Here is a 26,512-nt window from a genome sequence, read left to right as displayed (position 1 = left end):
GCGGGTCGATCCCCTCCGGCAGGGTGACCAGTTCGGTGCTCATCACCCGCCGCACCTGGGTGAAGCGGTCGACGCCGCTCACGTCGCGCATGTCCACCATGCCGATCGGGACCTTGGTTTCGCCGTCGACGACGACGGCGGCCCCGTGGGCGCGCTTGGGGATCAGGCCGAGGGCGTAGCCGCAGGTGTGGTGCGGCTTGACCGTCACCGGGGTGTCGTAGACGAGATGGGAGGCCTTGACCTGGGCGACCGTGTCGATGACGACGTCTGTGGGGATGTCCTGCGGGATGATGGCGATGCCGCCGCGGCGGGCGACGGTTTCCGCCATGCGCTTGCCGGCCACGGCGGTCATGTTGGACACCACCAGCGGGATGGTGGTGCCGCTGGCGTCGTCGGTGGTCAGGTCCACGCCCGTGCGCGATCCCACGGCGGAGCGGGAGGGGACCATGAATACGTCGTCGTACGTCAGGTCGAAGGTGGGCTGCATGCCGTTGAGGAACTTCACTTGAGGATTCTACGGCGCAGCCCGGCCGTGAGCGTGCCCGCGGGTGGCGAACGGCCCCTCACGGCCGCCTCGTCGCGAGCAACGAGGGGGTGAGGGGCCGTTACCGCGCGGACCGGATGGTCGGCCGCGCGGGCCGGTCAGGCGTTCTGCTCGGGGTCCTTGCCGAGCAGGAAGGCGTAGCTGAAGCCGGCGATGGCCGCGCCCAGGAGCGGGGCGACGATGAACAGCCACAGCTGCCCGGGGGCGCCGTTGCCGGCCTCGAAGGCGACGGCGATGGAGCGGGCCGGGTTGACGGAGGCGTTGGTCACCGGGATGGAGACCAGCAGGATGAGCGTCAGGGTGGAACCGATGGCCAGCGGGGCGAAGCCCTTGGGGGCGCGGGAGTCGGTCGAGCCGAGGATGACGATCAGGAAGATGGCGGTCATGACCAGCTCGCAGATGAAGCCGGCGGCCATCGAGTAGCCGTGCGGGGAGTGCGCGCCGTAGCCGTTGGCGGCGAACCCGTTGGCGGCCACGTCGAAGCTGTCGGAGCCGGAGGCGATGGCGTACAGCACGCCGCCGCCCACCAGGCCGGCGACGATCTGGATGCACCAGTAGGGCAGGACGTCCTTCCAGGCGAAGCGGCCGGCGACGGCCAGGCCCAGGGTGACGGCGGGGTTGAAGTGGCCGCCGGAGACGGCGCCGACGGCGTAGGCCATGGTGGTCACGGCCAGGCCGAAGGCCAGGGCCACGCCGAGGTAGCCGATGCCGACGGGGAAGTTGCTGTCAGTGATGGCGGTCGCGGCGAGGACGGCGGAGCCGCAGCCGGCGAAGACGAGCCAGAACGTGCCGAGGAACTCGGCGCCCAGGCGCTTGGACAGGGGAGCCATTGATGGCCTTTCGTTGTTCGAATGCTGGATTCAGGCGGATCCGGCAATGTGGACGGGACAGGGACTTCACAGGGATTGCAGGGACATGGAAAACGCCCCGCAACACCGACTGTTCAGCCGATGACGGGGCGTCGGTGCGCCAGAAGGGACTCGAACCCCCAACCTTCTGATCCGTAGTCAGATGCTCTATCCATTGAGCTACTGGCGCAATCCGGTTCGGACAATCCGGAAGATTACTCGGCGATCCGGGAGGCCACAAATCCTCGGGCCGTGAGCCTGGGCACATAGCCACTCAAAAGCTCCCATTGCGCTCCCACAGGGCGGCGGATCAGGGACTTTTCGTTGGAACCCCAACGTGTGGCGGAGATGGGGAGATTCGAACTCCCGAGGGGTTTTATCCCCAACCTTCTTAGCAGGAAGGCGCACTAGGCCACTATGCGACATCTCCAGTTGCCGGATCAGCCCGATGAGCTTACCCCAGCGCACGCGCAGAGGCAACGACCCGCCGCGGAGCCCCCGCGGAGCGCCGCCGGCGACGGATCACCCACGCCCGTGGCGGAGAGGGAGGGATTCGAACCCCCGGTGCGCTAGGCGCACAGCGGTTTTCAAGACCGCCACATTCGGCCGCTCTGTCACCTCTCCAGGCCCGAGGACACAGGTCCCGGGCAGGGCACACATGCTAACACTCGCCGCCGCGCGCACCGCAGGCCGCCGGGAGCGCGTCCCCTGTCACCCGCGCCCGAACAGGCCGCGACGGCGCGCCTGGCCGCGCTGCTGGTCCGGGGCCGGGGCGGGCCGGTCGGGGCGGTCCAGGAGGCCCTCGCTCAGCGCCTGCCCCACCGTCGGCCACACCGGCATGCGAGCGGCCAGCGTCATCTGCAGGGCGTGGTAGATGTCCGGGTGGCCCTCCCAGGTGCGGGTCGACAGCTCGTTGGCCTGATTCAACTCGTGGGTCCACACACCCGGAGCCTCAATGAGGAACTCCTCGGCGTAGTCGATCCAGGAGCGGTAGCAGTGCTCGTAGTGCTCGACGTCGATCTCGCCGCGGCCGTCGTCCAGCAGCGCCTGCCGGATGGCGGCGGCGGCCGACACACCCTCGCACACCACCCAGTGCATGCGCTCGTGCACGATGGGGTTGCCGTCGAAGTCGGTCGTGTAGACGAAGCCGGGGCCGCCGTCGACGCGCCAGCCGTCGGTGCGGGCCCGGTCGAACAGCTGCTCGGCGGCCTCCAGCATCCAGTCGGGCGTGGGCAGGGAGCGAGCCACCAGCGCCGCGCGGGCCTGCACGGTCAGGCGCGACCACTCCAGGCCGTGGCCGGGGGTGACGCCGAAGGGGCGGAAGGGGTGAGCGGGGGCGTCACGGTTGTAGTCCAGGAGCGGGTGCCACTTGGTGTCGTAGTGCTCGGGCAGGCGCCAGTCGTGGGCGCGGGCCTGGACGTTGACGGCGAAGTCGATGATCTGTACGGCGCGGGTCAGCCAGGTGATGTCTCCGGTGACGTCGGCGGTGGCGAGGTAGGCCTCCACCGTGTGCATAGCGGCGTTGATGCCGCGGTAGTTCTCGGGGTCGGTGAAGTCGGCGGCGTAGGACTCGATGGGCAGCCCGTAGGTGTCATCCCACCAGTAGCGGTTCTGCACCTCCATGGCGTCCAACAGCAGCTCGTGCGCACCGGGCCGGTTGGCTGCCGTCGCGGTGGCGGCGGCCAGCAGCACGAAGGCGTGCTGGTAGCACTCCTTGCGGGCGTCGGCGTCGACCGGGATGCCGTGGCCGTCGTCGTCGAGCTCGTGGCGGACGGCGGAGTACCAGCCGCCGTGCTCGTAGTCGCGCATGACCCTGCTCAGGGCGCGCACGCCGTGGTCGGCGTAGCGGCGGCAGCCGGGGATGCCCAGCAGGGCGCCCAGGGAGAAGGCGAAGGTCATGCGACCGGTGATCCACAACTCGACGGGGTGGGCGGTGTCTACGACGCCGTCCGTGCCGATCCAGCCGAAGCCGGCGGGCACCTTGGCCGCCCGCGCATAGCGCAGCAGGGCGTGCGTCTCCTCCGCCAGCCAGCGGTTGTGCTCGGGGGCGCCGAACCATCCCAGTCCCATGAGTCCTCCTCGACCCGTAGTCGCTTCCCGGCCTCGCTCACGCCGGGACACCCCGAACGTTAGCAGCCGGGACGGCCGCACGCACCGGCCGGGCCGGCGCTCAGAGCACCTGGGAGACGGCGTCGAAGTCGTGGCGGCCGGCGCGCGGATGGAAGGCGTCGGCGTCGCCGTGGCCGACGCAGACGACGGCGATGGTCTGCCAGGGGCGGTCGGCGTGGAATTCGGCGTCGATGCCGGGCAGGTCGGCGCCGGTCATGACGCCGACGTCGAGGCCCTCGGCGCGTAGGGCGAGCACGAGGTAGCCGAGCTGGATCAGGGCCGAGTCGCGGGCGAGTCCCTGGCGCATCTCCAGGGAGCCGGCCAGGCGCTCGAGCATCTGCTCGGACGCGCCGAGCTCGCGCATGGACTGGTCCAGGGCGAGGTCGGCGGAGACGATCAGCACCAGCGGCGCACCGAGGACCGGTTCCTGGTTCATGCCCGCCATCAGTGGGGCGAGCCGCTGGCGGGCCTCCGGAGAGGCGAGCAGGTCCAGGCGCATGGGCTGGGAGTTGAGGGCGGTGGGCGCCCAGCGCGCGTTGTCGTAGGCACGGCGCACCTGCTCGATCGGGGCCGGCTCATCGCGGAAGGAGCGGGCAGTGTGGGCGTCGGTGAAGAGAACGGCAAGAGCGTCGTCGGAGACGGCGGTGTCGTGACTGCTCATACAGGCGGCAACTGACCTGGTGCGGGGATTATTCCGGCGGGGGCAGACCACACGACCTCCGGAGCGCGGATGCGCTCCGGTCGGCCCGGCCTCCCGGCACTCCCCCGCCGGTTCGCCACCACTACTGCCGGACGGCTCTCGTGCACCACTTCCCCACGTGAGCACGAAGGTCGGCGAGCTAGGGTTGGGACTTGAAGCCGCATCTTTGTTAATGGCCGTCAATTACGGGTCGGGAGTTCGTATGGTGCCCGCGTTCGAGCAGTTGCACATAGGTCTGCTCCTCTTCCAGGACTTCGAGTTGCTGGACGCCTGCGGGCCGCTCGGGGTATTCGGCCGTTTTCCCGAACTGGACGTGCACCTGCTGGCCTCCCGTCCGGGCCCGGTTAGAAGTCGACAGGGTGTTCGTCTGGTGGCCGATGGCATCTTGGCCGATGCGCACCATTGCGATCTGCTGATGACTCCCGGAGGACAGGGGGTCAGAAGACTGGTCAGCGATTCCCGGTTCTTGTCCACACTGGCCGACTCGGCGTCGACGGTGGATTGCGTGACGTCGGTGTGTACCGGCTCGGCACTGTTGGCGGCGGCGGGCATGCTCGAGGGGTACCGCGCAACCTCGAATCTTCGGGCATTCGAATGGGTCTCGGGTTTCGGCGTCGAGGTGAATTGGGTAAGGGGCGTCAGGTGGGTACACGATCGGGACCGTTGGACCAGTGGCGGCATTTCGGCGGGGATCGACATGAGTCTGGCGCTTATGGGCCACTACTTCGGGGAGACCCGTATGAACGCCGCCGCATCGGAGTTGGAGTATGAGATGCGTTCCGGCTTCTCCTGGGATTGATCAAACAGACGCCTCCGCCTGTTTGGGGATGCGGGCGTAGCACTGGGCTCGTTCACCAGGATCCGTAGGATCGGGCGCTGCCCCGCACCTTCTCCCCGAGAACCGGCGGGCAAGCACGGATGGGTAACCTCCATCCCACACGGACTGGCACAAACCCCACAGGAGGCACCATGGGACGTGGCAGCAACCTGCCCCGGGTGGGCGGGTTCAACCGGGCCGTCGTACTGGAGGCGATCCGCCACTCCGCCGACGGACTCACCCGGGCACAGCTCGGGCGGATCACCGGTCTGGCGCCGCAGACGGTCTCCAATGTGACCCGTGAGTTGCTCAACCAGCAGCTGATCCGCGAGACCGGCATCGTACCCCCCGGCGGCAGGGGGCGACCCGGCGTCGCCCTCAGTCTCAACCCTTCCGGAGGACTCGCCGTCGGCATTCACATCGACCCGTCCGCCCTGGGCATCGCGGTAGTGGACCTGACCGGCGAGATCGTCGCCGAGAACTACGGCCCGCTACCCTCGCCCCAGGATGCCACGGCGGCAATCGCGCATCTGCACCACGAGGTCGAACGCATGGTGCAAGAGGCCTCGGTTCCGCGCGGCAGGCTGCTGGGCATCGGCGTCGCCGCACCCGGACCGATAGACGACGACGCCGGCACCGTCAGTCCGCCCCTATTGCCGGGCTGGGGCACGGTACCGCTACGCGACCTGCTGGCCCGGCAGACGGGCCTGGACGTCGTGCTGGACAAGGACGTCACGGCGGTGGCCAAGGCGCACCTGTGGACCGGCGAATCGCCGGATCCGGCCGACTTTCTGGTGTTCTACCTCGGCGCCGGCGCCGCGATCTCCCCCGTGATAGCCGGGCAGGTGGTACGAGGGACAACCGGCAACGCGGGCGAAACCATGCACCTGCCCGGAGACCCGCTTTCAGCCTCGCCGCGCGGGCGCGTACTGGGCACTTCGCTGGGCGAGCGCGAGTTGGTGGCACATGCGCGCGAACTCGGTATGACACTTCCGGGCGAGGTCGACTCGTGGAATCCCCATGAAATCGAGGAGGGCTTCACCGACCTGCTGGACCGCGCCGGTCGGGGGGAGGCAACGGCGACCGAGGTGTTCGCCTCGGCGGGGCGCGTGCTGGGCGCGGCCGTACTGGCCGTGGCCGAACTGCTGGACATATCCGCAATCGTCATCACCGGCCCGCGCTGGGCCGCCATGCAGCCGCTGTGCGAACCCGAGTTACAACACGCGATCGCCGATCACACGCTGCACGGGCAACCGCGTCCGCTGACCGTACACACCTCCTCGCTCGGCGAACGGGCCGGTACCGTGGGGGCCGCCTGTCTGGTGCTCGACCGCCTCTTCTCACCGACGCCGTCAACGCTGCTCATCGGGAGTTGAGGGTCCGCACTTGATCCCCAGGATGCGGTCTATGCCGAACAGGAGAAGTTGAGCCCGGGTCCGCCCACTGAGATCGGCCGCAACAGCGGCGCGCAAAACCATCACCAGCCCCGCATGACGCGTGCAGAAAACACCAAAAGCGGGCGATGGCCCCCAGACGCAGCAGTTCCTCCCTGCGATGACGGTTTACGCGTTCCACCGACGGTTCGGCACTTCGCCGCAGCGCTTCGGCACTTCGCATGACGGTTCGGCACCCAGCAGTACGAACCGTCACCGCGGAGTACGAATCGTTGACCGGAAGGTACGAACCGTCGTCGTAAGTGCCGAAACGTCGTACGCCCACTCCCGGCCACGGTCCACGCTCCGCCCACACACCCTTATATAACGACTAAGCAACGTCCTCAGGGACGGCTTGACAGTATTTTATCCACTTGATGGAGTATTTAGCGATGGCGTCACCGTAGACGCCCCGGCGCGAAGGAGCCCACCCATGTCCCACTCAACCCCCGCACCCCTAACCCGCCCGGCCCCGAGCCGCCGCAGCTTCCTGATCGGCGCCTCACTCGCTTCTGCCGCCGCCGCGCTCGCCGCATGCTCCGGCTCCTCAAGCGAGCGCTCCAGCAGCACGCTCAAGATCGCCTACCAGAAGACTTCGGCCTTCACCCAGCTCGAGGACCTGCTGACCAAGGCCAAGGACGAGTTCGAGGCGGCTAACTCCGAGGTGACCGTCGAACTGGTGCCGATCGAGGCCGAACAGGACCAGTACTTCACCAAGCTCGCCCTGATGAACGGCTCGGATTCCACCGCCCCGGACGTCATGTACGAGGACTCCTTCCAGGTCCGCTCCGACGCCGCCGCTGGCTATCTCATGCCCATCGACGAGTACGTCGAGTCCTGGGAAGACTGGGACCAGTTCGTCGACTCCGCCAAGGAGGCCGGACTCGGCGACGACGGCAAGCTGTACGGCGTCTCCATGGGCACCGACACCCGCGGAATCTATTTCAACAAGCAGATCTTCGCCCAGGCGGGACTACCCGAGGACTGGCAGCCGACCACCTGGGATGAGATTCTCGACGCCGCCCGCACCATCAAGGAACAGGTGCCCAACGTCATCCCGCTGAACATCTTCGTCGCCAAGGCCGGCGGGGAGATGACCTCCATGCAGGGCTTCGAGATGCTCCTGTCCGGCACCGACTCCGAGCTGCTGTATAACACCGATACTCAGAAGTGGGTTACTGGCTCACAGGGCTTCATCGACTCTCTGGCCTTCATGGACACGGTTTACGCTGAGGAGCTCGGCCCCAGCCTGGACGTTGCTCTCGACTCCACCATCGGCAACCGCATCTCCACGGAGCTCCTACCCGAGGGCAAACTCGCCATGGCGATCGACGGGTCTTGGATGCCCGGCGGCTGGATCTCCGGTGACAACCCCTGGCCCGAGTGGGAGGAGACGATGGGCTTCGCGATGATGCCCACGCAGAACGGCCAGGGCGATGGGTTCACGTCCATGTCCGGCGGCTGGACGCTCGCAGTCGGTTCCAAGTGCGCCAACCCCGAGGCCGCATTCCAGTTCATTTCGATCGCCTTGAACTACGAGAACAGCCTCAAGTACGATACCGAGAACGCCCAGGTCGCCGTGCGCACGGACGTGGCCGAGTCCGAGGACTACCTCTCCTACAACCCGAGCTTCGAGTTCTTCTCGAGCTTGGTTCCGTACACGCACTTCCGCCCCACCACCCCTGACTACTCGCAGATCTCCGGGAACATCCAGATCGCCTGCGAGTCCGTGGTCACCGACGACGCCACCCCCGAGGAGGCAGCGGCCACCTACGACTCCGGCCTGGTCTCCATCGTCGGCGAGGACGGCACCGAGGCGGCCTCCAAATGACCACGCCCGCCACATTCGGCTCGACGGCGGCGAGTAGAGGCGCAACGTCGGCCCGACGCCGTCACTCCGGCAGGACCCTCCGCCGCACCGCCCCACTGATTCCGGCTGTCGTCCTGCTCGCCCTGTTCCTGCTCGGCCCGATCATCTACTCCCTGTACGGGTCACTGACCGACCGGGCCATGAGCGGTTACAAGGCGGCCGCGCCGTCGTTCGTGGGCCTGGGCAATTACGTGACTCTCTTCTCCGACCCGGCCTTCCTGAAATCGATTCTCCTGACGGCGGTCTTCGTCTTCGCCTCGGCTATCGTCGGGCAGAACGTACTGGGCATGGTGCTGGCGGTCCTCATGCGCCACTGTGCGCGGCCACTGGCCTCCCTGGTGGGCGGGATCGTCGTAGTGGCCTGGGCGCTGCCGGAGATCGTCGCGGCCTTCGCCTGCTACGCCTTCTTCGCCTCGGAGGGCACCCTCAATTCGATGCTCTCCTTCATCGGCCTGGAAGGCCCTAAATGGCTGCTCGTCTTCCCCATGTTCTCGGTGATTCTCGCAAACATCTGGCGCGGAACCGCATTCTCGATGATGCAGTACAACGCCGCGCTCGCCGAGGTGCCTCCGGAGGTCAAGGAGTCCGCCGCCATCGACGGCGCCTCCACCGCGCAGACCTTCTTCCGCATCACGCTGCCGATCATTCGGCGCTCCATCGCCACCAACCTCATGCTCACCACCCTGCAGACCCTCGGCGTGTTCACCCTCATCTGGGTGATGACCGGCGGTGGCCCGGGCACGAGCTCCTCCACCCTGCCGGTGCTCGCCTACCAGGAGGCGTTCAAATTCTCCCAGGTCGGCTACGGCACGGCGATCGCCACCGTCACGCTGCTGGTGGGGGCGCTCTTCTCCGTCGTCTACATGAAACTGCTCAAGCCGGAGGTGGACTGACATGCCTGACATGCAGCAGTCACCCACAGCATCGCTCAGACTCTCCTCGCCGCGCGGGCACGGGCTCAAGATCGTTGCCTCGGTGATTATGGCGCTGATCGGGCTCTGCTTCCTGATCCCACTCGCATGGATCATCCTGTCCGCCTTCGACCCCGCGGCCACCGTGTCCATCTCCGTCCCCGAGACCTGGACCCTGTCCAACTTCACCGAGATCGCCAACGTCGACGAGACTCTGCGTCCGCTCTGGAACTCCCTGCTGATCTCCTTCGGTACCGCGGCGATCACCGTGGTGGTGGCCACGCTCGCGGCCTACCCGCTGTCACGCTTCCAGATGCGCTTCAACAAGGGCTTCATGTACACGATCCTGTTCGGCACCTGCCTGCCGATCACGGCCATGATGGTGCCCGTCTACTCCCTGTTCGTCAGCTTCCAGTTGCTCGACTCGGTTGCAGGCACCATTCTGTTCATGGCGGCCACCTCCCTGCCGATGGCCATCTGGATGATGAAGAACTTCATGGACTCCGTACCGATCTCCCTGGAGGAGGCCTCCTGGGTGGACGGCGCCTCCGCTATGACCGCCCTGTGGCGGATCGTGGTTCCACTGATGAAGCCCGGCATCGCCGTGGTGTTCATCTTCGTTTTCACCGGCGCCTGGGGCAACTTCTTCGTGCCCTTCGTGCTGCTGTTCTCCCCCGAGCACCAGCCCGCGGCGGTAGCCATCTACAACTTCTTCGGCACCCACGGGTCCATCGCCTACGGCAAGCTGGCTGCCTTCTCCATCTTCTACTCCGCCCCCGTACTGCTGCTCTACCTGATCGTGCAGCGCCGCGCCGGCGGAGGCTTCGCCATGGCCGGCGCCGTCAAGGGCTGATCCGACGCCGACACCCCACCACAGACAAGACCAGGAAGACCATCACATGCATTCCAATCCCCTCCTGACCGAGCAGCGCGCCGCGCGCCTATTGCTCGACCATGTGCGCCCGGCGATCTATCGCGACCGCAGGCCCCTGGACCTGTCGGCCTGGCAGGCACCGGGAGAACCGGTCCCCTTCACCCGAGCCGTCACCGAGGACTACTCCCCCATCGACGCCGGCACCCCCTGGGGTCCACCGTGGGGCACCACCTGGTTCCACGCGATCGGGAACGTGCCCACGACATGGCGCCAGGCGGAGGGCACCCATGTGGAGCTGAGCATCGATTTGGGTTTCACCGCCGCACAGCCCGGCTTCCAGGCCGAGGGCCTGCTGCTGCGCCCCGACGGCTCGGCGGTCAAGGCGCTCTCCCCGCGCAACCACACGGTCCCCTGGGGCGGAGAGCCAGACTCGATCGACGTCTACATCGAGGCCGCCTCCAACCCGGATGTGGCCGGAGGCTTCGCCTTCTCCCCCACGCCCTTCGGCTACCGGGAGACCGCGGGCAGCGACCCCCTGTACCGCCTGGGCCACGCCGACGTGGCCCTGCGCGACGACGTGGTATGGGAGCTGGTTCAAGACCTGACCGTGCTGCTGGAACTGGCCGCAGCCCTGCCGGAGGACTCCACTCGCCGCGCCCGCATCGATACGGCGCTGGAACGCGCCGCCGACATCATCGACCCCGGTGACGTGGCCGGCACCGCCGGGGCCGCTCGCGCCGAGCTGGCCGGAGTGCTGGCTTCACCGGCCAACGCAAGCGCGCACCACGTGCTCGCCGTCGGGCATGCACATATTGACTCCGCCTGGCTGTGGCCGGTGCGCGAGACGGTACGCAAGTGCGTGCGCACCTTCTCCAGTGCATTAGCGCTGATGGAGCAGGACCCGGACTTCGTCTTCGCTTGCTCCTCCGCCCAGCAGTACCAGTGGGTCAAGGAAGCTCAGCCGGAGCTGTTTGACCGCATCCGGCAGCGGGTAGCCGAAGGCCGCTTCGTTCCCGTGGGCGGCATGTGGTTAGAGTCGGATACGAATATGCCCGGGTCGGAGGCCCTCGCCCGCCAGTTCATTGAGGGAAAGTCCTTCTTCCTGAAGGAGTTCGGGGTGGAGACACGAGACGTGTGGCTGCCGGACTCCTTCGGCTACACCGGCTCACTGCCTCAGATCGCTCGGGCCGCAGGATCCCCCTGGTTCCTGTCCCAGAAGCTGTCCTGGAACGACACCGACAAGATGCCGCACCACACCTTCTACTGGGAAGGTATCGACGGGTCCCGCGTGCTAGCACACTTCCCCCCGGTGGACGCCTACAACGCCCGGTTGTCAGTCGTCGAGCTGCGTCACGCCGAGGCGAACTTCGCGGAGAAGGGCATCTGCACCACTTCGATCGTGCCCTTCGGCTACGGCGACGGCGGCGGCGGCCCCACCCGGGAGATGCTGGCGGCCGCACACCGCTTCCAGGATCTTGAGGGGGTGCCCACGGTGGAGCTGGGCAGTCCGAATACTTTTTTCGAACGCACCCAGGGCGAAGCCAAGGCCCTGACCGCTGAAGGAGGCGACGGCACCCGGCTGCCGGTGTGGAACGGGGAGATGTACCTGGAGTTCCACCGCGGCACCTACACCTCCCAGTTGCGCACCAAGCAGGGCAACCGCCGCGGTGAACACCTGTTGCGGGAGGCCGAGTTGTGGGCAACGACGGCGGCCCTCTACGAGAGCGCTCCGTACCCGTATGAGGCTTTGAAGGAGTCGTGGCGCACGGTGTTGCGCAACCAGTTCCACGACATTCTCCCGGGCACCTCCATCGGTTGGGTGTACCAGCGCACCGAGGCCGAGTACGCCGAGGTAACGCGCACACTCGAAGGGGTGATCGGTGACGCCGCTGCAGCCCTCGTGGGGAGCGGGGACACTCCGCTGCTGCTCAACGCCGCCCCGGCGGCGCGCGACGGCGTGCCCGCGCTGGGCGCTGGCGAACCGGCGCCCGCCGTCGGCGAAGTGTCGGTGGAGCAGTCCGGGACTGAATGGTCCATCGACAACGGCCTGATTCGGCTCGTGATCGACGCCGCCGGGACCCTGACCTCGGTGATCGACCTGGAGGCCGACCGAGAATTGCTCCCGCCCGACACCCGAGCGGGCCTGTTGCAACTGCACCGCGATACCCCGCGCCAGTGGGACGCCTGGGACATCGACGCCGAGTACCGGCACACGACCGCAGACGTGCTTGACGTACGGGACCTGGAGGTCACGCGTGAGGCGGGCGGCGCTTGCATACGCATCACACGCGCCCTCGGTCAGGCCTCCACACTGGTTGAGTGCATCCGCGTGAGCCCGGGATCGAAGCAAATCGTCTTCGACTTCGACGTCGATTGGCATGAGCGGCAGCAGCTGCTCAAGCTGGCCTTCCCGCTGGACCTGGTGGCGGATGCCTCCACTGCGGAGATGCAGTTCGGGCACGTAAGCCGCCCGACACATCAAAACACCTCCTGGGACGCCGCCCGCTACGAGATCTGCGCCCATCGCTGGATTCACGTGGGCGAGCCCGGCTACGGGGTGGCCGTGCTGAACGACTCCACCTACGGCCACGACGTCACCCGGGACCTGGACGCCTTAGGTCACCCGATGACGACGGTGCGCCTGTCCCTGCTGCGCGCGCCACTGTTCCCTGATCCGGAGGCCGACCAGGGACAACACTCGCTCAGGGTCGCGCTGCGTCCGGGAGCCACGATCGACGACGCCGTGCGCGAGGGATATGCCTTCAACCTGCCTGCGCGCATGGTCACCGGCGCCCACGAGGTGGCCCCGATCGTGTCCGTCGACGGCACGGGCGTGGTCGTAGAGACGGTCAAACTCGCCGAGGATCGCAGCGGTGACGTCGTCGTCCGCCTGTACGAGTCACTCGGGGCTCGCACCCGCGGCGCGGTCACCACCGGCTTCGCCGCCGCCTCGGTAGTCACCACCGATCTGTTGGAGCGCCCGAGCGACGACGTCGAGTTGCGCACCGTTCCCGCCGAGGGCACCGGCGGCGAGCGAGACGGCACCCTGACCAGCAGTTTCGAGCTGCGCCCCTTCCAGATCCTCACGCTGCGGATCGCGAGGACCTAGGCCGCTTGCCGCCGTGCGGGAGCCGTCCCTCACCCTCACTCGGGCCAGGCGGCCTCGGCCTGGGCCAGCGCCTCCTTGGAGTCCAGCTCGCCGGTGGTCCACTGGGTCAGGGCGCTCCACAGTGCGTCCGTGCCCACCTCCGACGGCATCGAGTCCGAAGCGTCGAAGCGGATCACGGACTGGCGCGACTGCAGCAGCAGGGTGGCACGCCTGGCGACGTCGGAGCGCATCTGTGACGCATCCACACTCCGGTTGGCGGTGGCCACACCGCCTAGGTCGACGCGCCGCTGTGCCCACTCGGCGCTGGAAAGGTACGTCATGACCGCCTCAACGGCCTCGGGATCGGCACCGTCCTCGGCGGCTTCTCCGGCAGCGGGTGCGCCCGCGGACAGCTGCACCAGGAAGTCGCCGCCGACGATCACCGGGGCGCCGATGTCGTCGTCGACCACCCCCGGTACGAGGAACGCGGAGACGGCCCCACCCGTCGTCGCGGACGTCTGGGCGGCGGTGGCCTGTGCCGCAGCGCTTTCCTCCGGCGCGGCGGAGCCGCTCGCCCCCGCACCGGCAGCAGTGGTGGTTCCGGAGCCCGGAGCACCATCGATGGCGACGACTTCGGCCCCCTCGGGCAGCAGGTTCTCGTACCCGGAAGAGGCGTGGAGCATGTAGCAGGACCCGTCCAGCAACTGCGCGCCGGCCTCCTCCAGGCTCGTCTGCACGGCCTGCTCGCCGCCGCCGGGAACGTTCCCATCGGCCAGGAGCAGGGTGCCCACCGTGTCCAGCGCGCCCACCGCGGAGGCGTCATCCAATGCGACGGCGTGGTTCGCCCAGGCGTCATAGGCGCCGACGCCGTCGGTGGCCAGCAGCGCCTCCTCCAGCCAGTCGCTTACGACCCAGCCGGTCGCGTCGCCGTCGGAGGCGCCCAGGCACCAGGGGGTGACGACGGCCTCGGCCCCGTCACCCGTCTTTTCAGCGTCGTCGGCCTCCGCCTCCTCGGCCTTCCCGTCGCCGTCGGCGCCGCCGGAAGCGTCATCGGCGTCGGTGGCATTGTCGGCGGCGATCCGCTCGGTGAGTGCGACCAGCTCATCCCAGGTGCTGGGCACTTCATACCCCGCCTGCGCAAAGGCGACCGGCGAGTACCAGATGAAGGACTTCACCGAGGCCATCAGCGGGGCGGCGTACAAGACCCCGTCCACCGAGCCGACCTCCATCCAGGCGCGGTCCCAGCCGAGCTCGACATTCGCACCCACCGAGTCCGGCACGGCCACCAGCACCCCGGCGCGCGCCAGGTCGCCCACCAGGCCCGGCTGGGGTACGACGGCGAGGTCCGGCAACTCCGCATCCGTCTGCTTCTTTCCGGTCGCCTCCGCGTCATCCGCGGCCTCCGGCGCAGTCGTAGCGGCGTCAACCGCCTGCCGCAGCAGGGACTCCAGATCATCCGAGCCGTTCTGGATGATGTCGATGCCGGTGCACTCCTCGAACTGCTCGACGGAGGCGTCGAAGCGCTCCGCCTCCGTGCCCGTGAAGGCGGTGGCAATGGTGACCGTGGTGCCGTCGGGGAACTCCCCGTAATCGGTCAGTGCGGCGCAGGCGCCGGTTCCGGTGGCGGTGGGGTCGACGTCGTCCGTAGAGCAGGCGGTCAGACCGCCGGTGAGCAGCAGTAGCGCCGCCGCTGCCGGGGCGACGTGGGCGGCGGTGCGGTGCAGTGCGGTCCGCGACGATCTCATGAGTTCCTCCGGGTCCTCTCCACGATTGCGTCCAGCACGGCCGCGCAACCATCGTGCCATACAGTCTCGGTGACGACGTCGCCCTGTTCCTTCACCCACTGTGGCGCCGAGCCCATGACGGCTCCGACGCCCGCCCAGCGCAGCATCTCGACGTCATTGGTGCCGTCACCCACGGCGATGGCATGGTCGGAGTCGGTACCGAGCCTGGTCACCAGTGCCTGAAGGGCGGAGGCCTTGGTGATGCCCTGCGGGGCGACGTCGAGCCAGGCGGTCCAGCCAACCGCGTACTCCACCGAATGCAGTGCGGCCCGCCCGACGACGGCGCTGAACTCGTCCACCGGCATTCCCGGCGCCCGCAGCACCACCCGGGTGACCTCCCCGCGACGCAGCTCCTCCAGGGGGACTACCGTCTGCTTCTCGATCAGCTCCCCGTCGGGGAAGGGCCGGGACACGCGGAAGCCGGCGCCCAGGTCCTCCACCGCGATGATCCCATCCGGAACCGCCTCCAGCAGGGTGTCGATGGCGGTGGCCGGGTTGAAGGTGCGCGAATCGACGACCTCGTAGCCGCCCGGGGCGACCGGGGTCATCCGCAGCGTGATGGCGCCGTTGGCGCACACCATCCACCCGTCGGTCAGGCCCAGGCGACGGGCGACCGGCAGGGCGGCGGAGATGCCGCGCCCGGTGGCGATGACCACCTGCACGCCGTGGTGGCGCATGCGGGCGATCGAGGCCATGACGCGCTCGGAGACGCCGCCGTCCAGGTCCAGGATGGTGCCGTCCACATCCAGGGCCACCATCAGCCGCCCACTGGGGGCCAGGTTCGCCGTCCCGTCGACGCCGATCGCGTCCAGGCGGTCCAGGTCGGCCATGCGCGCGCGCACCAGCGCGTGGTAGTCGTCATGGGACAGCGGGCGATCGTATCCGGGCCCGTAGACGCCGACCGTCTGGGAGTTCCAGGCGGCCGAGCCGATCAGCGGGGTGTCGTCGTCGTTCCGGCTTGACATCTCAGAGCGCCGACAAGGCGGGGGCGGCGGGCGTGGTCTCGCTGCGCATGACGTCAGGCGGCCGGCTCGATGATCTCGAGGCCACCCAGGTAGGGGCGCAACCCCTCGGGGACGACGACGGTCCCGTCCGCACGCTGCTGGTTCTCCAGGATGGCGACCATCCAGCGGGTGGTGGCCAGGGTGCCGTTGAGCGTGGCCACGGGTGCGGTCTTGCCGTCGCGGCGCTCGCGGATGGACAGCCGGCGCGCCTGGAAGGTGGTGCAGTTGGACGTGGAGGTGACCTCCATCCAACGGTTCTGGGTGGGCAGCCAGGCCTCGCAGTCGAACTTGCGGGCGGCGGAGGAGCCCAGGTCGCCGGCGGCGGTGTCGATCACCCGGTAGGGCAGGCCCACCAGGGCGAGCATCTCCTCCTCCATGGCCAGCAGCCGCTGGTGCTCCTCGGCGGCGTCCTCGGGGCGGCAGTAGGAGAACATCTCCGCCTTGTTGAACTGGTGCACGCGGATGATGCCGCGGGTGTCCTTGCCGGCGGCACCGGCCTCACGCCGGTAGCAGGTGGACCAGCCCATGTACCGCTTGGGCCCGGCGGACAGGTCCAGGATCTCGTCGGTGTGGTAGCCGGCCAGCGCCACCTCGGAGGTGCCGGTCAGGTACAGGTCGTCGGCGGACAGGTAGTAGATCTCGTCGCTGTGGGCACCGAGGAAGCCGGTACCGCCCATCACCTGTGGGGTGACCAGGGTGGGGGTGGTCATGGGGATGAAGCCGTGCTCCACGGCCTTGTCCAGGGCGGCGGTCAGCAGCGCCAGCTCCAGGCGCATGCCCCAGCCCTTGAGATAGTAGAAGCGGGCGCCGGAGACCTTGGCGCCGCGGCGGGTGTCGATGATGTCCAGGCCCTCGCCGAGCGCCAGGTGGTCGGCCGGCTCGAAGCCCTCGGCGGCGAAGTCGCGCGGGGCGGGGCCCTCGTGGCGCAGCACCACGTAGTCCTCCTCACCGCCGGCGGGCGCGCCCTCGATGAGGTTCTGGAACTGGGAGGCGAGCTCGTCCAGTTCGGCCGCGGCGGCGTTGGCGGTCGCCTCGGCCTGCCGGACCCGCTCGGCCAGTCCCTTGGCGCCGCGCAGGGCGGCCTCGCGCTCCTCGGGGGTGGAGGCCTTGCCGACCGACCGGGAGACCGTCTTCTGCTCGGCCCGCAGGGACTCGAAGCCGGCCAGGCTGGTGCGGCGGGCCTCGTCGGCCTCGATGATGCGGTCGACCAGGGAGACGTCGGCTCCGCGGGCACGCTGGCTGGCACGGAAGGGCTCGGGGTTCTCACGAAGCGCACGCAGATCGATCATGGGTGCGAGTGTAGCCAGACGTGGGCCTGCCGCCAGTCAGCGCCGTATGGGCACCCCCAGGCGCGAGCCCCAACTGCAAACGGCATGAGATCCATCCGCGCGTGATCTAGAGTCAATACCAATAAACCACCCCCAACGACTATCCCCGGCCCGCCCGGCCGGACCTCCGCCTACATTCGGGACCCATCATGTCCAGCACTTCTCCCCCCTCCTTCTCCCAGTTGCGGGCCTTCGTCGCGCTATGCGACCACCAGCACTTCGGTGAAGCGGCATCGGCGCTGGGCGTTAGCCAGCCCAGCCTGTCGCAGGCGATCACGGCCCTGGAGAAGCGCGTCGACGGCGAACTCGTCGAGCGCACCACGCGCCGGGTGCTGGTCACCCCGCTCGGTCAGGCGCTGCTGCCGTATGCGCGCGAGGCCGTGCTCGCCGCCGAGGCATTCAACGAAGCCGTCACCAACCAGGGGGCCGCGCTGGCCGGCACTCTGCGCCTGGGCGTCATCCCCACCATCGCCCCCTACCTGGTGCCACTGGTGCTGGATGGCCTCGGCCGCGAGTTGCCGCTGCTTCACCCCGAACTGCGGGAGATGGTCACCGGCGACCTGCTCAACATGCTCGGACAGGGACGCCTCGATGCCGCGATCATGACCATCGACGTCGACCTGCGCCGCGCCACCGCGATCCCCATGTACGACGAACCGCTGGCCATCCTGGTGCCCGCCGGCCATCCCTGGGCGGGCCGCAACGACGTCGTCCCCACCGAGCTCGACGAACAGCGGCTCCTCCTGCTCGACGAGGACAACTGCCTGCGCGATCAGACCTTGGCCCTGTGTCAGCGCTACGGCGCCAACCCGCCGGCCGCGGTGGCCACAACCCTTTCCACGGTGGTACGGATGGTGGCACACGGCGTCGGCGTGACGGTGATCCCCGAGGGGGCGCTGCGACTGCTATCCGGCGAGGAGTACTCCGTTGCTCACTTCGCCGCCCCGGTGCCGACCCGTCGCATCGGCCTGGTACACCGCCGTTCCTCCTCGCGCGGCGCCGATTTCGCCCGCCTCGCCGGGGTCATCACCGGCCTCGCCCGCCAGGCCGGGCTGCCCGGCGCCGACGACGTGCCCGCCTGACGCCCCATCAATTCGCGGTCTCGGCACAAGTGACGTGCCGAGACCGGTCGATACGGCGGCAACGAGCCTCATCCGTGCCGGGACACGAGTGCGGCCCGCGCTGCGAACCGTGGCCGCCCCACCCGAACCGGGGCGGCGGAGTCGCCGGGCCGGTAGCCTTGCCTTATGACCGCCGGCACCGCCCCGGCGCCGGTTGCCGCCGTCGTCATCAATCCCGCCAAGCCCGCCGCCACGTCGGAAGTGCGGCGGGTACTCGGCGAGGCACTGCGTGCGGCAGGCTACCGCACCGTCTGGTTGGAGACCTCCGCCCGGGAAACCGGCGCCATTCAGGCCCGGCTGGCGGTCGCCTCCGGGGCGCGGCTCGTGGTCGCTGCGGGTGGGGACGGCACGGTGCGCACCGTGGCGGCGGGCCTAGCCGGGACCGGCGTCGACATGGGGATCATGCCGCTGGGAACCGCCAACCTGGCCGCCCGAAACCTCGGCCTACCGCTGCGGCGCTACACGGAACTGGCACGCATCGCGGCAAGCGGTCGCGCGACGCCGACCGACCTGATGTGGGTACGCACCGAGGCCGGCGGGCATACAGGTCCACTACTCACCCACGGCGGGGCCGATACTCGAGGTCCCGACGGCGGGCCCGACGCCCGCATCGGTACCGCCCCGGGGGCCGGGCGCGCCGACGCCGGGGGTCATGCCGCCGGCATTGCTGAGCCGCCACAGGGTTGGGCGCGGCCGACCTTGGGCGGCGAGCACGCGTGCCTGGTGGTGGCCGGCATCGGTTTCGACGCCGGCCTGGTGGCCTCCACGCGCCCCGCCCTGAAAGAGCGCCTGAGCTGGGGTGCATACGGATTGGCGGCACTGGAGAACCTGGGGCAGCGCCGTTTGAATCTGGTGCTGCGGATTGCGAGCGGCCCCGCGAGCGCCGCCGCACCGGAGGCACATGCGGCGGCACCGGCGTCGCCGCAGGCTCCGCGCACCGAACGGATGCTGGCACGCACCCTGCTGATCGCCAACGGTGGGCGGCTGCCCGCGGGGGTGACGCTGCTGCCGGACGCCCGCCTGGATGACGGCCTGCTCGACGTCGCGGCCATCGACACGCTGTACGGCCTGTGGGGCTGGGCGTCGTTGGCGCGGCAGGTGCTGCCGCCACGGCCGGCGTCCTACTCCACCGGTGGTGCCGCCCAAGTGCTGCTGCGGCGCGGGCGTGAGGTGACGGTGTGGCTGGAGCGGCCCGCCGCCGTCGAGGTCGACGGCGACCTGGTGGCCCCCACGCGCGGCGTCCGCGTACGCGTGCAGCCCGGGGCATTACGGGTGCGGCGCCCCGCATAGCCCAGGGTGCGGCGCCCCGCATAGCTCAGGGTGCGGCGCCCCGCATAGCCCAGGGTGCGGCGCGCTCTCAGAGGGTGCGGCCGTCGAGTACGTCGGCGACCCAGGAGCGGGCCACCACGAAGTCCTTGTCACTCGTGCCGGCGGGGACCACCACGGGCAGCGAGTCCAGGCGCGGGTAGGAACCGAGGAAGCGCAGGAACGGGCAGGTGCGGTGCAGACCGATGAAGGCCGCCTGCACGCGCTCCTCCCGGATGTGTCCCTCAACGTCGATGGAGAAGCGGTAGCGGCCCAGGGAGTCGCCGACGGGCCGGGACTCAATGCGCGTGAGGTTCACCCCGCGGACGCTGAACTGCTCGAGCATGTCCAACAGGGCGCCGGCACGGTTGTGTGGCAGCTGCACCAGCAGAGTGGTCTTGTCGGCGCCGGTGGGTTCGCCGACGCGCCCGGGACGACACACCTTGACGAAGCGGGTGACCGCGTCGGGGTTGTCGGCCACGCCCCCGGCGATGATGCTCAGGTGGTACTGCTCCGCGGCCAGGGGGTTGCACAGCACCGCCTGGTAGTCCAGGGCGGCGGCCGCGGCGTCGTCGGCCTCCGCCAGGGCGCGAGCGGGCGCGGAGGTCGAACTGCCCTCGATGTAGACGGCCTCGGGCAGGTGCTGGTGGACCCAGCCGCGGCACTGCGCCCAGGCGTGCGGATGGGTGGAGATGGCGCCCACGTCCTCCAGGCGGGTGCCCCGGCGACCGGCCAGCACGAAGGTGATGGGCACGGCCATTTCGGCGGCGATCACCAGGGGCGCGCCGGCCACGAGGTTGTCGAGCGTGGCATTCACGCCGCCTTCGACCGAGTTCTCAATCGGGACGACGGCGGCGACGGCGCTGCGGTCGCGCACGCGGTCAAGCGCAGTGGGGACGTCCTGGCAGGGGTCGAGGACGACGTCGCGGGGGGCCACCTGCCGCAGGGCGGACTCGCAGAAGGTGCCTCCGGGGCCGAGGAAGGACCAGGTGGGGGCTGGGGTCGTCATGGGGCCAGGCTATCCCGCGATTCGCCGCCGACGCGCGCGAATGCCCCACGTAGGCTGGGCGGCATGATCGAGCCCCAGCGCATCCGGCGGCGGCCGCGGCGTGCGGTCGTGGTCCGGGCGGTGCTGGCGCTGCTGGTAGGGGTGGTGCTGGGCGCGGTGGGGCCGGTCTCGGCGGCGGCCGCTGCGGAGTCGACGACGACGCCTGCCTCTCCCGCTGCGCGGGCAGTCTCGGCTGCAGTTTCGACTAGCCCTAACGAGTCCGCGCCGCTGGTCGTGCTGGGGGTAAGCGGACTGTCGTGGACCGCGGTGCGGGAGCTCGCCGCCGCCGACGACCCGCTGGTGGCCGCGGACGCCGCCGCGGTCCTGGACTATGCGGCGGCGAATGAGCCGGTCAACCTGGTCCAGCGCACGGTCGGGGAGGCCAGCTGCCCGGCCGACGGCTGGTTGACGCTGGGGGCGGGCACGCGCGCCCGCGCCGACGCCTCCCACCTGCATGCCACGACGACGTGCTCCGGTGGCACCTGGACGAGTGTCGCCCGGTTGGCGCAGGCCGACGGCTACGGGGCCGAGCCGGGGAGGCTGGCGACGGCGCTCGAGGCGGCCGGGGTGAGCTACGCCGCCGCCGGGGACGGCGCCGTACTGGCACTGACCAATGCGGCCGGGCCGCCTGACTCCGCCGATCCGGCCGCACTGTTGGCGGGCAGCGGCACCGGGGCGACCGGCGACCGTGCAGCAGACGACGGCACCGCACCGGGCCTGATCCTGATAGACCTCATGGGGGCACCGGACTCGGGGGACACCGGGCCGGCGTCGGCGCCGACCGAGCCGTCACGGGCGGCGCAGGCGGTCCGGGCCCTCGCGCAGGCGCTTGGCGAGTTGACCGGGCCGGCGCGCGTCGTCGTCGTGTCCGTGGCTGACCCGCAGGACCCCTCCCCGCAGCTGGCGATCCTGCCAGCAGGAACCACATCCACGCGTGGCAGCGACGGCGGGCTGCTGGTCGGTCCGAGCACGCACCGGCGCGGCCTGATTCAGTTGACCGACCTGGCGCCCACGCTGCTGGCGGCGCTCGCAGGCCGGGACGCCGTCGCCGCTTCCGGGCTGAGCGGCGGGGTGCTCACGCTGCCGACCGCGCCGACCGCCGGCGCCGCAGACCCCTCCGCGAGCGCCGCCGCCCCCAACTCCCCCGCGAGCGCCGACCGCACAGCCGCCCTGGCCGACGACGCCGTCCACGCCGTCGCCTCCGAGCACGCGGTGATCCCGGTGACGCTGGTGCTGCTGGCGGCCGCGTTGGTGTTGCTGGTCGCCGTCGGCCTCGGGTTGCGCCGCCCGCGGCGCGGGGCGCTGGGGCGGCTTGGCTGGGCGGCCTGCTGGGTGACCGCCCTGCCGGCCGGAATCTGGCTGGCCAACCTGGTGCCCTGGTGGCGCGCGGAGACCTGGGCGCCAGTGGTGGCGGCCCTGGTGGGCGCGCTCGGGGCAGGACTGCTCACCGGCGTGGCGGCCCTGTTGGCACGAATGCCGCGCCTGGGAGCACCGGGCGCTGCGCTGGCGCTGGCCGCCACCGTGCCGGTGGTGATCTTGGCCGATGCCGCAGTGGGCGCGCCGCTGGGGTTCAACGGGCCGCTGGGGATGAACGCGGTGGTGGCCGGGCGCTTCTACGGGGTGTCGAATACGGCCTTCGCCTTGGCGGCGGGGGCGCTGGTGGTGGCACTGGCCGTCGGCGCCGACCGGTTCGCCGCCACCCGTGGGCATCGGCGTGCGGCCGTCGTGGCGGCGGTGGCGGTGCCCGGGCTGCTTGTGCTCGCGATCGATGGGGCCCCACAACTGGGGGCGGACGTCGGCGGCGCGCTCACACTGATTCCGGCGCTGGTGGCGTTGGGCGCGGGTCTGGCCGGCGTGCGGCTGGGGCTGCGGCGCTGGCTGGGGGTCGGCGCGGTGACCGTGGGCGTGGTCGGTGGGTTCGCGCTGGTGGACTACGCCAGCGGCTCACGCACGCATCTGGGGGGATTCGTGGCCCAGGTGCTCGACGGCACCGCCGGCACCACGCTGGCGCGCAAGGCCGGCGCGCTGGTGAGCCCGTTCCGGTCCAGTCCGCTGGCGCTGGCGGCGCTGGTGGTGGGACTGGTGCTGGCCGTGGCGGTCGCCCGCTGGCTGCCGCGGACGGTGCGCCGGGCCCGGGCGGGGCGGGGCCCCTATGCCTGGTTGACGACGACGCCCGCACCGGCTTGGCTGTCCCCGGCGCTGCGCGCACTGGCCGTGCTGGTGGTGGTGGAGGTGCTCGTCAACGACTCCGGCCCCACCATGTTGCTCTTCTCGGCGGCCGCCGCCCTGCCGGCGCTGGCGGCGCTGCTGCTCTCGGGCCCGGGTCAGGCCTCGCCGACGGGGGCCGCGTCAGCCAGGGCGCGGTAGGCGCGGAAGGGCAGCTGGTCGTGGACGGCGGCGGCGTCGAGCTTGTCGGCGGGCACGCGCACGCGCCGCAGACGACGGGAGGTCACCGCCCGCATCACGTCCTTGTACTGGGCGGCCCGGTGCAGGCGCCCGGCACGGTCGTTGCGGGAGACGCGGTGGGTGATGTCGCAGGGCACCTCGATCACGGTCATGCCGGCGACCAGCACATCGATGCTCAGCCCCACTTCGACGCCCCAGCCTTCGGCCAGCGGCGAGGCCGCCTCGTAGGCGTCGCGCGTGATGCAGCGCTGCCCGGACAGCGGGGCGACGGGGGCCCAGCCGGTCGCGGAGGCGATCGCGGCGCGGGCGGCGCGCACCACCCTGCCGCGGCCACCGGCCCCGGCCTGCTTGGGCGGGACGGCAATGGACATGTCCGCTACGCCGTCGACGATCGGGGGAACCAGTTCGGCGCAGGCGGCGGCGGAGTCGCCCAGGTCCGCGTCGACGAACAGCAGCAGCCGGGCCGGACCGTCCTCATAGTCGCGCATGGCGACGACACTCGCACCGGTCTCCATGGCAGAGGCCTTGCCGCGGGAGACGGCGTGGCGGACCGTTACTGCGCCGGCGGCGCGCGCATGCTCCTGAGTGCCGTCGGTGGAGCCGTCGTCGACGACGATTACCAGGTCGACCCGCGGGATGGCCCGGCAGGCGCGCACCGTGCCCGCGATGCGTTCAGCCTCGTCCTTGGCCGGGATGACCACGGCAACGCGTTGGTCAGGGAGCTGGTCGAGGTGCGACTCAGAGGGCGGCGTCGGGCTCACATCCCCAGGGTAGTCACATCGGCGGCAGGTCGTTCCCGAAGACACCACCCTCGGGTCACAGTCCCATCTCGCCGCGTCGGCATGTGAGCGGCGCTCATCCAGGCAGACGGAGCCCCGGCGACCGCCATATAGGTCAAACGTCCGCCATGGGACAACGGTCCCGATCTCGACCATGTAACCGCGGCAGAAAAGTCTTGCTTTCGCCGTTGCGGCAATTTCGTGTCATCCATCACACTCCGGCGCGTCGGAAGGTGGCATGGTGCAGTCATCGGGACACGTCAAAGGCGACGGGTCCCCATCGCCGGCCCCCGCGTCCGCCCCGCCCGGCGGCCACGGGGCCACCGTCGACTTCCCTCCGACACCGCCGCAGACACCCCAGGCGCCAAAGCACCGTCCACGGATCCGCAGCATGAACTCGCGTCCACGGGGGCCGGGGGCACGCGCCGCTACCCGCTCCGCGGCAGGCGGAGGCGAACAGGCATGATGGGACTCATGAGCGTCTTCCTCAACGTGGCCGTCGGCTGGGCCCTGGCCACCGCCGCCGTCGCGGCCGCGGTGCTGGCCGCACGCTGGCGCCGGGAACTGACGCTTGCCCGCCGGGACAATGCCCGCCTGCGGGAGGAGGCCCAGCGGCGCAGTACCCCGCGCGACGTCCTCGCCCACGAGATCCGCACGCCCCTGGCATTGATCAGCGCCTCCGCGGAGCTGCTGGACGAGGAGACCCCCGGAGACCTCAACCAGGTGCAGCGGCGCTTCGTGACCACCATCCTCGACAATGCCCGCGACGCCTCCCAGATGGCCGAGGACTTCCTGACCGAGGCGCGCCTGGACCACGAGGTCCGCGACCTGCGTCGGGAGCGCGTCGAGCTGCGCGCGCTCGTGCGCGACCTCATCCAGGAGATGCGCCGCTCCGCACGCACCCCGATCCGTCTGAATGACCACGGGCGTCCGGTCCGCGTGGAGGCCGATCGCGGACTGCTGCGCCAGGCGGTCGCCAACGCGGTGACCAACGCACTGCGGCACTGCGACGGCCGGCCGGTGACGGTACGCATCAGTGCCGACACCGACGACGCCCTCATCACGGTCATGGACGACGGCACCGGCATGAACCGGCAGGAGCGGCGGCGCGCCTTCACCCCCTATGCGACCTCCAACCCCCTGACGGCGCCGTCGAGCCGCGGCGCGGGCCTGGGGATGATGGTGACGCAGCGGATCATGGAGGCCCACGGCGGCCGCGTGCTCATCGATACGATCGCCACGCGGGGCACGACCGTCTACCTGACGCTGCCGCTGCACCCCGACGCCGTCTCCGGCTCACTCCTGCCGGACGCGGCACCCACGAACGGAGCACCAGCGTGATGTCGAGCGACCCCGCCCCCGGACTGCCGGCCCCGAAGCTGGTGGCGCTCGTCGTCGACGACGAGCCACAGATGCTCTATGTGGTCTCCTTCGCGCTGGAGACCCAAGGTTTCGAGTGCCTGACGGCGCCGGACGCCGAGAGGGCCTGGGAGCTGGCCTCCACCCGCGACATCGACCTGGTGGTCCTGGACGTGATGCTGCCGGGCGGTTCCGGCGTCGACCTGTGCCGCCGTCTGCGCGGCACCGGCAGCCAGGTCCCGATCATCCTGCTGACGGCCATGCGCGACGAGCCGGATCGGATCGCCGGACTGGAGGCGGGCGCAGACGACTACGTCACCAAGCCCTTCTCACCCCGCGAGCTGGCGCTGCGGGCCCGCGCGGTCACGCGCCGCTCCGGTTCGGGTCCGGATGCGATCACCAACGGGCCCCTGCGCGTATCGACGGCTACCGGTCGGGTCTCCTGGGGCGGACGCAACATCCCCCTGCCGGACACGGAGGCCCGCCTACTGGCCGCCATGGCGCGGCGGCGCGACGCCGTCGTCACCTGGCAGGAACTGCTCAACGAGGTGTGGGGCACCAGCGACGACTCCGGGGGCCGGGAGATGGTGCGCACCACCGTGTACCGACTGCGCCGGCACCTGCAGGCGCATGACGTGCCCGCCGACGTCGTCGTGGCGGTGCGCGGGCGCGGCTACCGCATGCCGCCCCTGGGGCAGGACTGAGCAGGGCAAGGCAGAACCGCACAGGGCAGGGCGGAAGGGAGGCGCGAGTACTGACGGCGCCCCGCCCCGCCCCTCGCCGAGGTCGGTTGAAGTTACGTGCTGAGATCGGTCGGGGTGGTGGGTCGGTGTTGGATGCGTGGTGTTGGTTACGCCGGTTCATCGTTAACAACGCCACTTAACGGTTTGCTGAAGACCTTGGACGTATACAGCGGACAGGCAAACCGGGCTCTTCGTGTTTGCGGGTGTGGTGGTTCCGGGTTGGGGCTGCGAGGCGGTAGTCGTCCTCGGGTGTGTGAGATCGTCTTCGGGTCGGCGAGGTCATACTCGTGCGCGCCTGGTCGTACTCGGGCGGCGGGGCGGGGTCGTTCTGGGGGGTTGGGAGGACGTCTTCGGGCCTACGAGGTCGTATTCGAGTACCCCACGCCGGTCAAATACGACTGTTATGTCTCAGGACATCGGTGACAGTTCTGCCTCAGGACA

The 26,512-nt window shown here is 70.0% G+C and carries 20 protein-coding genes and 3 tRNA genes; 11 read left to right on the top strand and 12 right to left on the bottom strand.

What is annotated here, in order from left to right; all coding sequences use genetic code 11:
* The 7 genes from BN1056_RS14550 to BN1056_RS02935 form a co-directional block, all read right to left on the bottom strand.
* Positions 1 to 505, bottom strand: a 505-nt coding sequence (locus tag BN1056_RS14550) for an IMP dehydrogenase (RefSeq protein WP_244671471.1), incomplete at its 3' end; no start/stop codon positions are given.
* A 137-nt stretch (positions 506 to 642) separates the two neighbouring features.
* On the bottom strand, positions 643 to 1,374 hold the full coding sequence (gene aqpZ, locus BN1056_RS02960) for an aquaporin Z (protein ID WP_210578939.1): 732 nt from the start codon (positions 1,372 to 1,374) through the stop codon (positions 643 to 645).
* A 135-nt stretch (positions 1,375 to 1,509) separates the two neighbouring features.
* A tRNA-Arg gene (locus BN1056_RS02955) sits at positions 1,510 to 1,582 on the bottom strand.
* Between the two features lie 150 nt (positions 1,583 to 1,732).
* Positions 1,733 to 1,822, bottom strand: a tRNA-Ser gene (locus tag BN1056_RS02950).
* Positions 1,823 to 1,927: 105 nt separating this feature from the next.
* A tRNA-Ser gene (locus tag BN1056_RS02945) sits at positions 1,928 to 2,016 on the bottom strand.
* An 87-nt stretch (positions 2,017 to 2,103) separates the two neighbouring features.
* Positions 2,104 to 3,462 (bottom strand): AGE family epimerase/isomerase, encoded by a 1,359-nt coding sequence (locus BN1056_RS02940; RefSeq protein WP_210578938.1) that lies wholly within the window; start codon positions 3,460 to 3,462, stop codon positions 2,104 to 2,106.
* Positions 3,463 to 3,562: 100 nt separating this feature from the next.
* Positions 3,563 to 4,162 (bottom strand): malonic semialdehyde reductase, encoded by a 600-nt coding sequence (locus tag BN1056_RS02935; RefSeq protein WP_210578935.1) that lies wholly within the window; start codon positions 4,160 to 4,162, stop codon positions 3,563 to 3,565.
* 157 nt (positions 4,163 to 4,319) lie between these two features.
* On the opposite strand from BN1056_RS02935, the gene BN1056_RS02930 reads away from it, so the two are divergent.
* From BN1056_RS02930 to BN1056_RS02905, 6 genes are all read left to right on the top strand, one after another.
* A complete protein-coding gene (locus BN1056_RS02930) occupies positions 4,320 to 5,000 on the top strand; it encodes a DJ-1/PfpI family protein (RefSeq protein ID WP_210578933.1) in 681 nt (226 codons plus the stop codon).
* A gap of 170 nt (positions 5,001 to 5,170) precedes the next feature.
* Complete coding sequence (locus BN1056_RS02925) at positions 5,171 to 6,394, top strand: ROK family protein (protein WP_210578929.1); 1,224 nt, start codon at positions 5,171 to 5,173, stop codon at positions 6,392 to 6,394.
* 490 nt (positions 6,395 to 6,884) lie between these two features.
* The gene (locus BN1056_RS02920; RefSeq protein WP_210578927.1) at positions 6,885 to 8,282 is read left to right on the top strand and encodes an extracellular solute-binding protein; all 1,398 of its coding nucleotides are present in this window, start codon (positions 6,885 to 6,887) and stop codon (positions 8,280 to 8,282) included.
* Entirely contained in the window at positions 8,279 to 9,214 is a 936-nt protein-coding gene (locus BN1056_RS02915; RefSeq protein ID WP_210578926.1) for a carbohydrate ABC transporter permease, read from the top strand. The genes BN1056_RS02920 and BN1056_RS02915 overlap by 4 nt, the downstream gene beginning before the upstream one ends.
* Before the next feature lies 1 nt (position 9,215).
* Complete coding sequence (locus tag BN1056_RS02910) at positions 9,216 to 10,085, top strand: carbohydrate ABC transporter permease (RefSeq protein WP_244671470.1); 870 nt, start codon at positions 9,216 to 9,218, stop codon at positions 10,083 to 10,085.
* Positions 10,086 to 10,131: 46 nt separating this feature from the next.
* On the top strand, positions 10,132 to 13,215 hold the full coding sequence (locus tag BN1056_RS02905; RefSeq protein ID WP_210578925.1) for an alpha-mannosidase: 3,084 nt from the start codon (positions 10,132 to 10,134) through the stop codon (positions 13,213 to 13,215).
* Positions 13,216 to 13,250: 35 nt separating this feature from the next.
* On the opposite strand, the gene BN1056_RS02900 is transcribed toward BN1056_RS02905, so the two are convergent.
* Genes BN1056_RS02900 through serS form a run of 3 tightly spaced genes read right to left on the bottom strand, consistent with a single transcriptional unit; the run spans position 13,251 to position 17,271 of the window.
* Entirely contained in the window at positions 13,251 to 14,939 is a 1,689-nt protein-coding gene (locus tag BN1056_RS02900; protein WP_210578924.1) for an ABC transporter substrate-binding protein, read from the bottom strand.
* The gene (locus BN1056_RS02895) at positions 14,936 to 15,943 is read right to left on the bottom strand and encodes an HAD family hydrolase (protein WP_210578923.1); all 1,008 of its coding nucleotides are present in this window, start codon (positions 15,941 to 15,943) and stop codon (positions 14,936 to 14,938) included. The genes BN1056_RS02900 and BN1056_RS02895 overlap by 4 nt, the downstream gene beginning before the upstream one ends.
* Positions 15,944 to 15,996: 53 nt before the next feature.
* Positions 15,997 to 17,271: a serine--tRNA ligase gene (gene serS / locus BN1056_RS02890; protein WP_210578922.1), complete on the bottom strand. Its 1,275-nt coding sequence runs from the start codon at positions 17,269 to 17,271 to the stop codon at positions 15,997 to 15,999.
* 188 nt (positions 17,272 to 17,459) lie between these two features.
* Between serS and BN1056_RS02885 the strand changes: the two genes are divergently transcribed.
* Together BN1056_RS02885 and BN1056_RS02880 are read left to right on the top strand one after the other, a co-directional pair.
* Positions 17,460 to 18,392 carry a hydrogen peroxide-inducible genes activator gene (locus BN1056_RS02885; protein ID WP_210578921.1) on the top strand — a complete coding sequence of 311 codons (933 nt, stop codon included), beginning with the start codon at positions 17,460 to 17,462 and terminating at the stop codon, positions 18,390 to 18,392.
* 165 nt (positions 18,393 to 18,557) lie between these two features.
* Positions 18,558 to 19,721 carry a diacylglycerol/lipid kinase family protein gene (locus BN1056_RS02880; RefSeq protein WP_210578919.1) on the top strand — a complete coding sequence of 388 codons (1,164 nt, stop codon included), beginning with the start codon at positions 18,558 to 18,560 and terminating at the stop codon, positions 19,719 to 19,721.
* Positions 19,722 to 19,788: 67 nt separating this feature from the next.
* On the opposite strand, the gene pheA is transcribed toward BN1056_RS02880, so the two are convergent.
* Positions 19,789 to 20,745 carry a prephenate dehydratase gene (gene pheA, locus BN1056_RS02875; protein WP_210578917.1) on the bottom strand — a complete coding sequence of 319 codons (957 nt, stop codon included), beginning with the start codon at positions 20,743 to 20,745 and terminating at the stop codon, positions 19,789 to 19,791.
* 63 nt (positions 20,746 to 20,808) lie between these two features.
* On the opposite strand from pheA, the gene BN1056_RS02870 reads away from it, so the two are divergent.
* The gene (locus BN1056_RS02870; RefSeq protein WP_210578915.1) at positions 20,809 to 23,151 is read left to right on the top strand and encodes a hypothetical protein; all 2,343 of its coding nucleotides are present in this window, start codon (positions 20,809 to 20,811) and stop codon (positions 23,149 to 23,151) included.
* Here BN1056_RS02870 and BN1056_RS02865 read toward each other — a convergent pair.
* Entirely contained in the window at positions 23,109 to 23,951 is an 843-nt protein-coding gene (locus BN1056_RS02865) for a glycosyltransferase family 2 protein (protein ID WP_210578912.1), read from the bottom strand. The genes BN1056_RS02870 and BN1056_RS02865 overlap by 43 nt on opposite strands.
* Before the next feature lie 492 nt (positions 23,952 to 24,443).
* Between BN1056_RS02865 and BN1056_RS02860 the strand changes: the two genes are divergently transcribed.
* Positions 24,444 to 25,310 (top strand): sensor histidine kinase, encoded by an 867-nt coding sequence (locus tag BN1056_RS02860; protein WP_210578911.1) that lies wholly within the window; start codon positions 24,444 to 24,446, stop codon positions 25,308 to 25,310.
* Positions 25,310 to 26,032: a response regulator transcription factor gene (locus BN1056_RS02855; protein ID WP_210578971.1), complete on the top strand. Its 723-nt coding sequence runs from the start codon at positions 25,310 to 25,312 to the stop codon at positions 26,030 to 26,032. The genes BN1056_RS02860 and BN1056_RS02855 overlap by 1 nt, the downstream gene beginning before the upstream one ends.
* The last annotated feature ends 480 nt before the right edge of the window (positions 26,033 to 26,512 follow it).

It is taken from the genome of Actinomyces succiniciruminis (genome assembly GCF_900002405.1).
Taxonomy (GTDB): Bacteria; Actinomycetota; Actinomycetes; order Actinomycetales; family Actinomycetaceae; genus Actinomyces; species Actinomyces succiniciruminis.
Note: the sequence above shows the minus strand (reverse complement) of the source record. Positions and strands in the feature narration are given on the sequence as shown.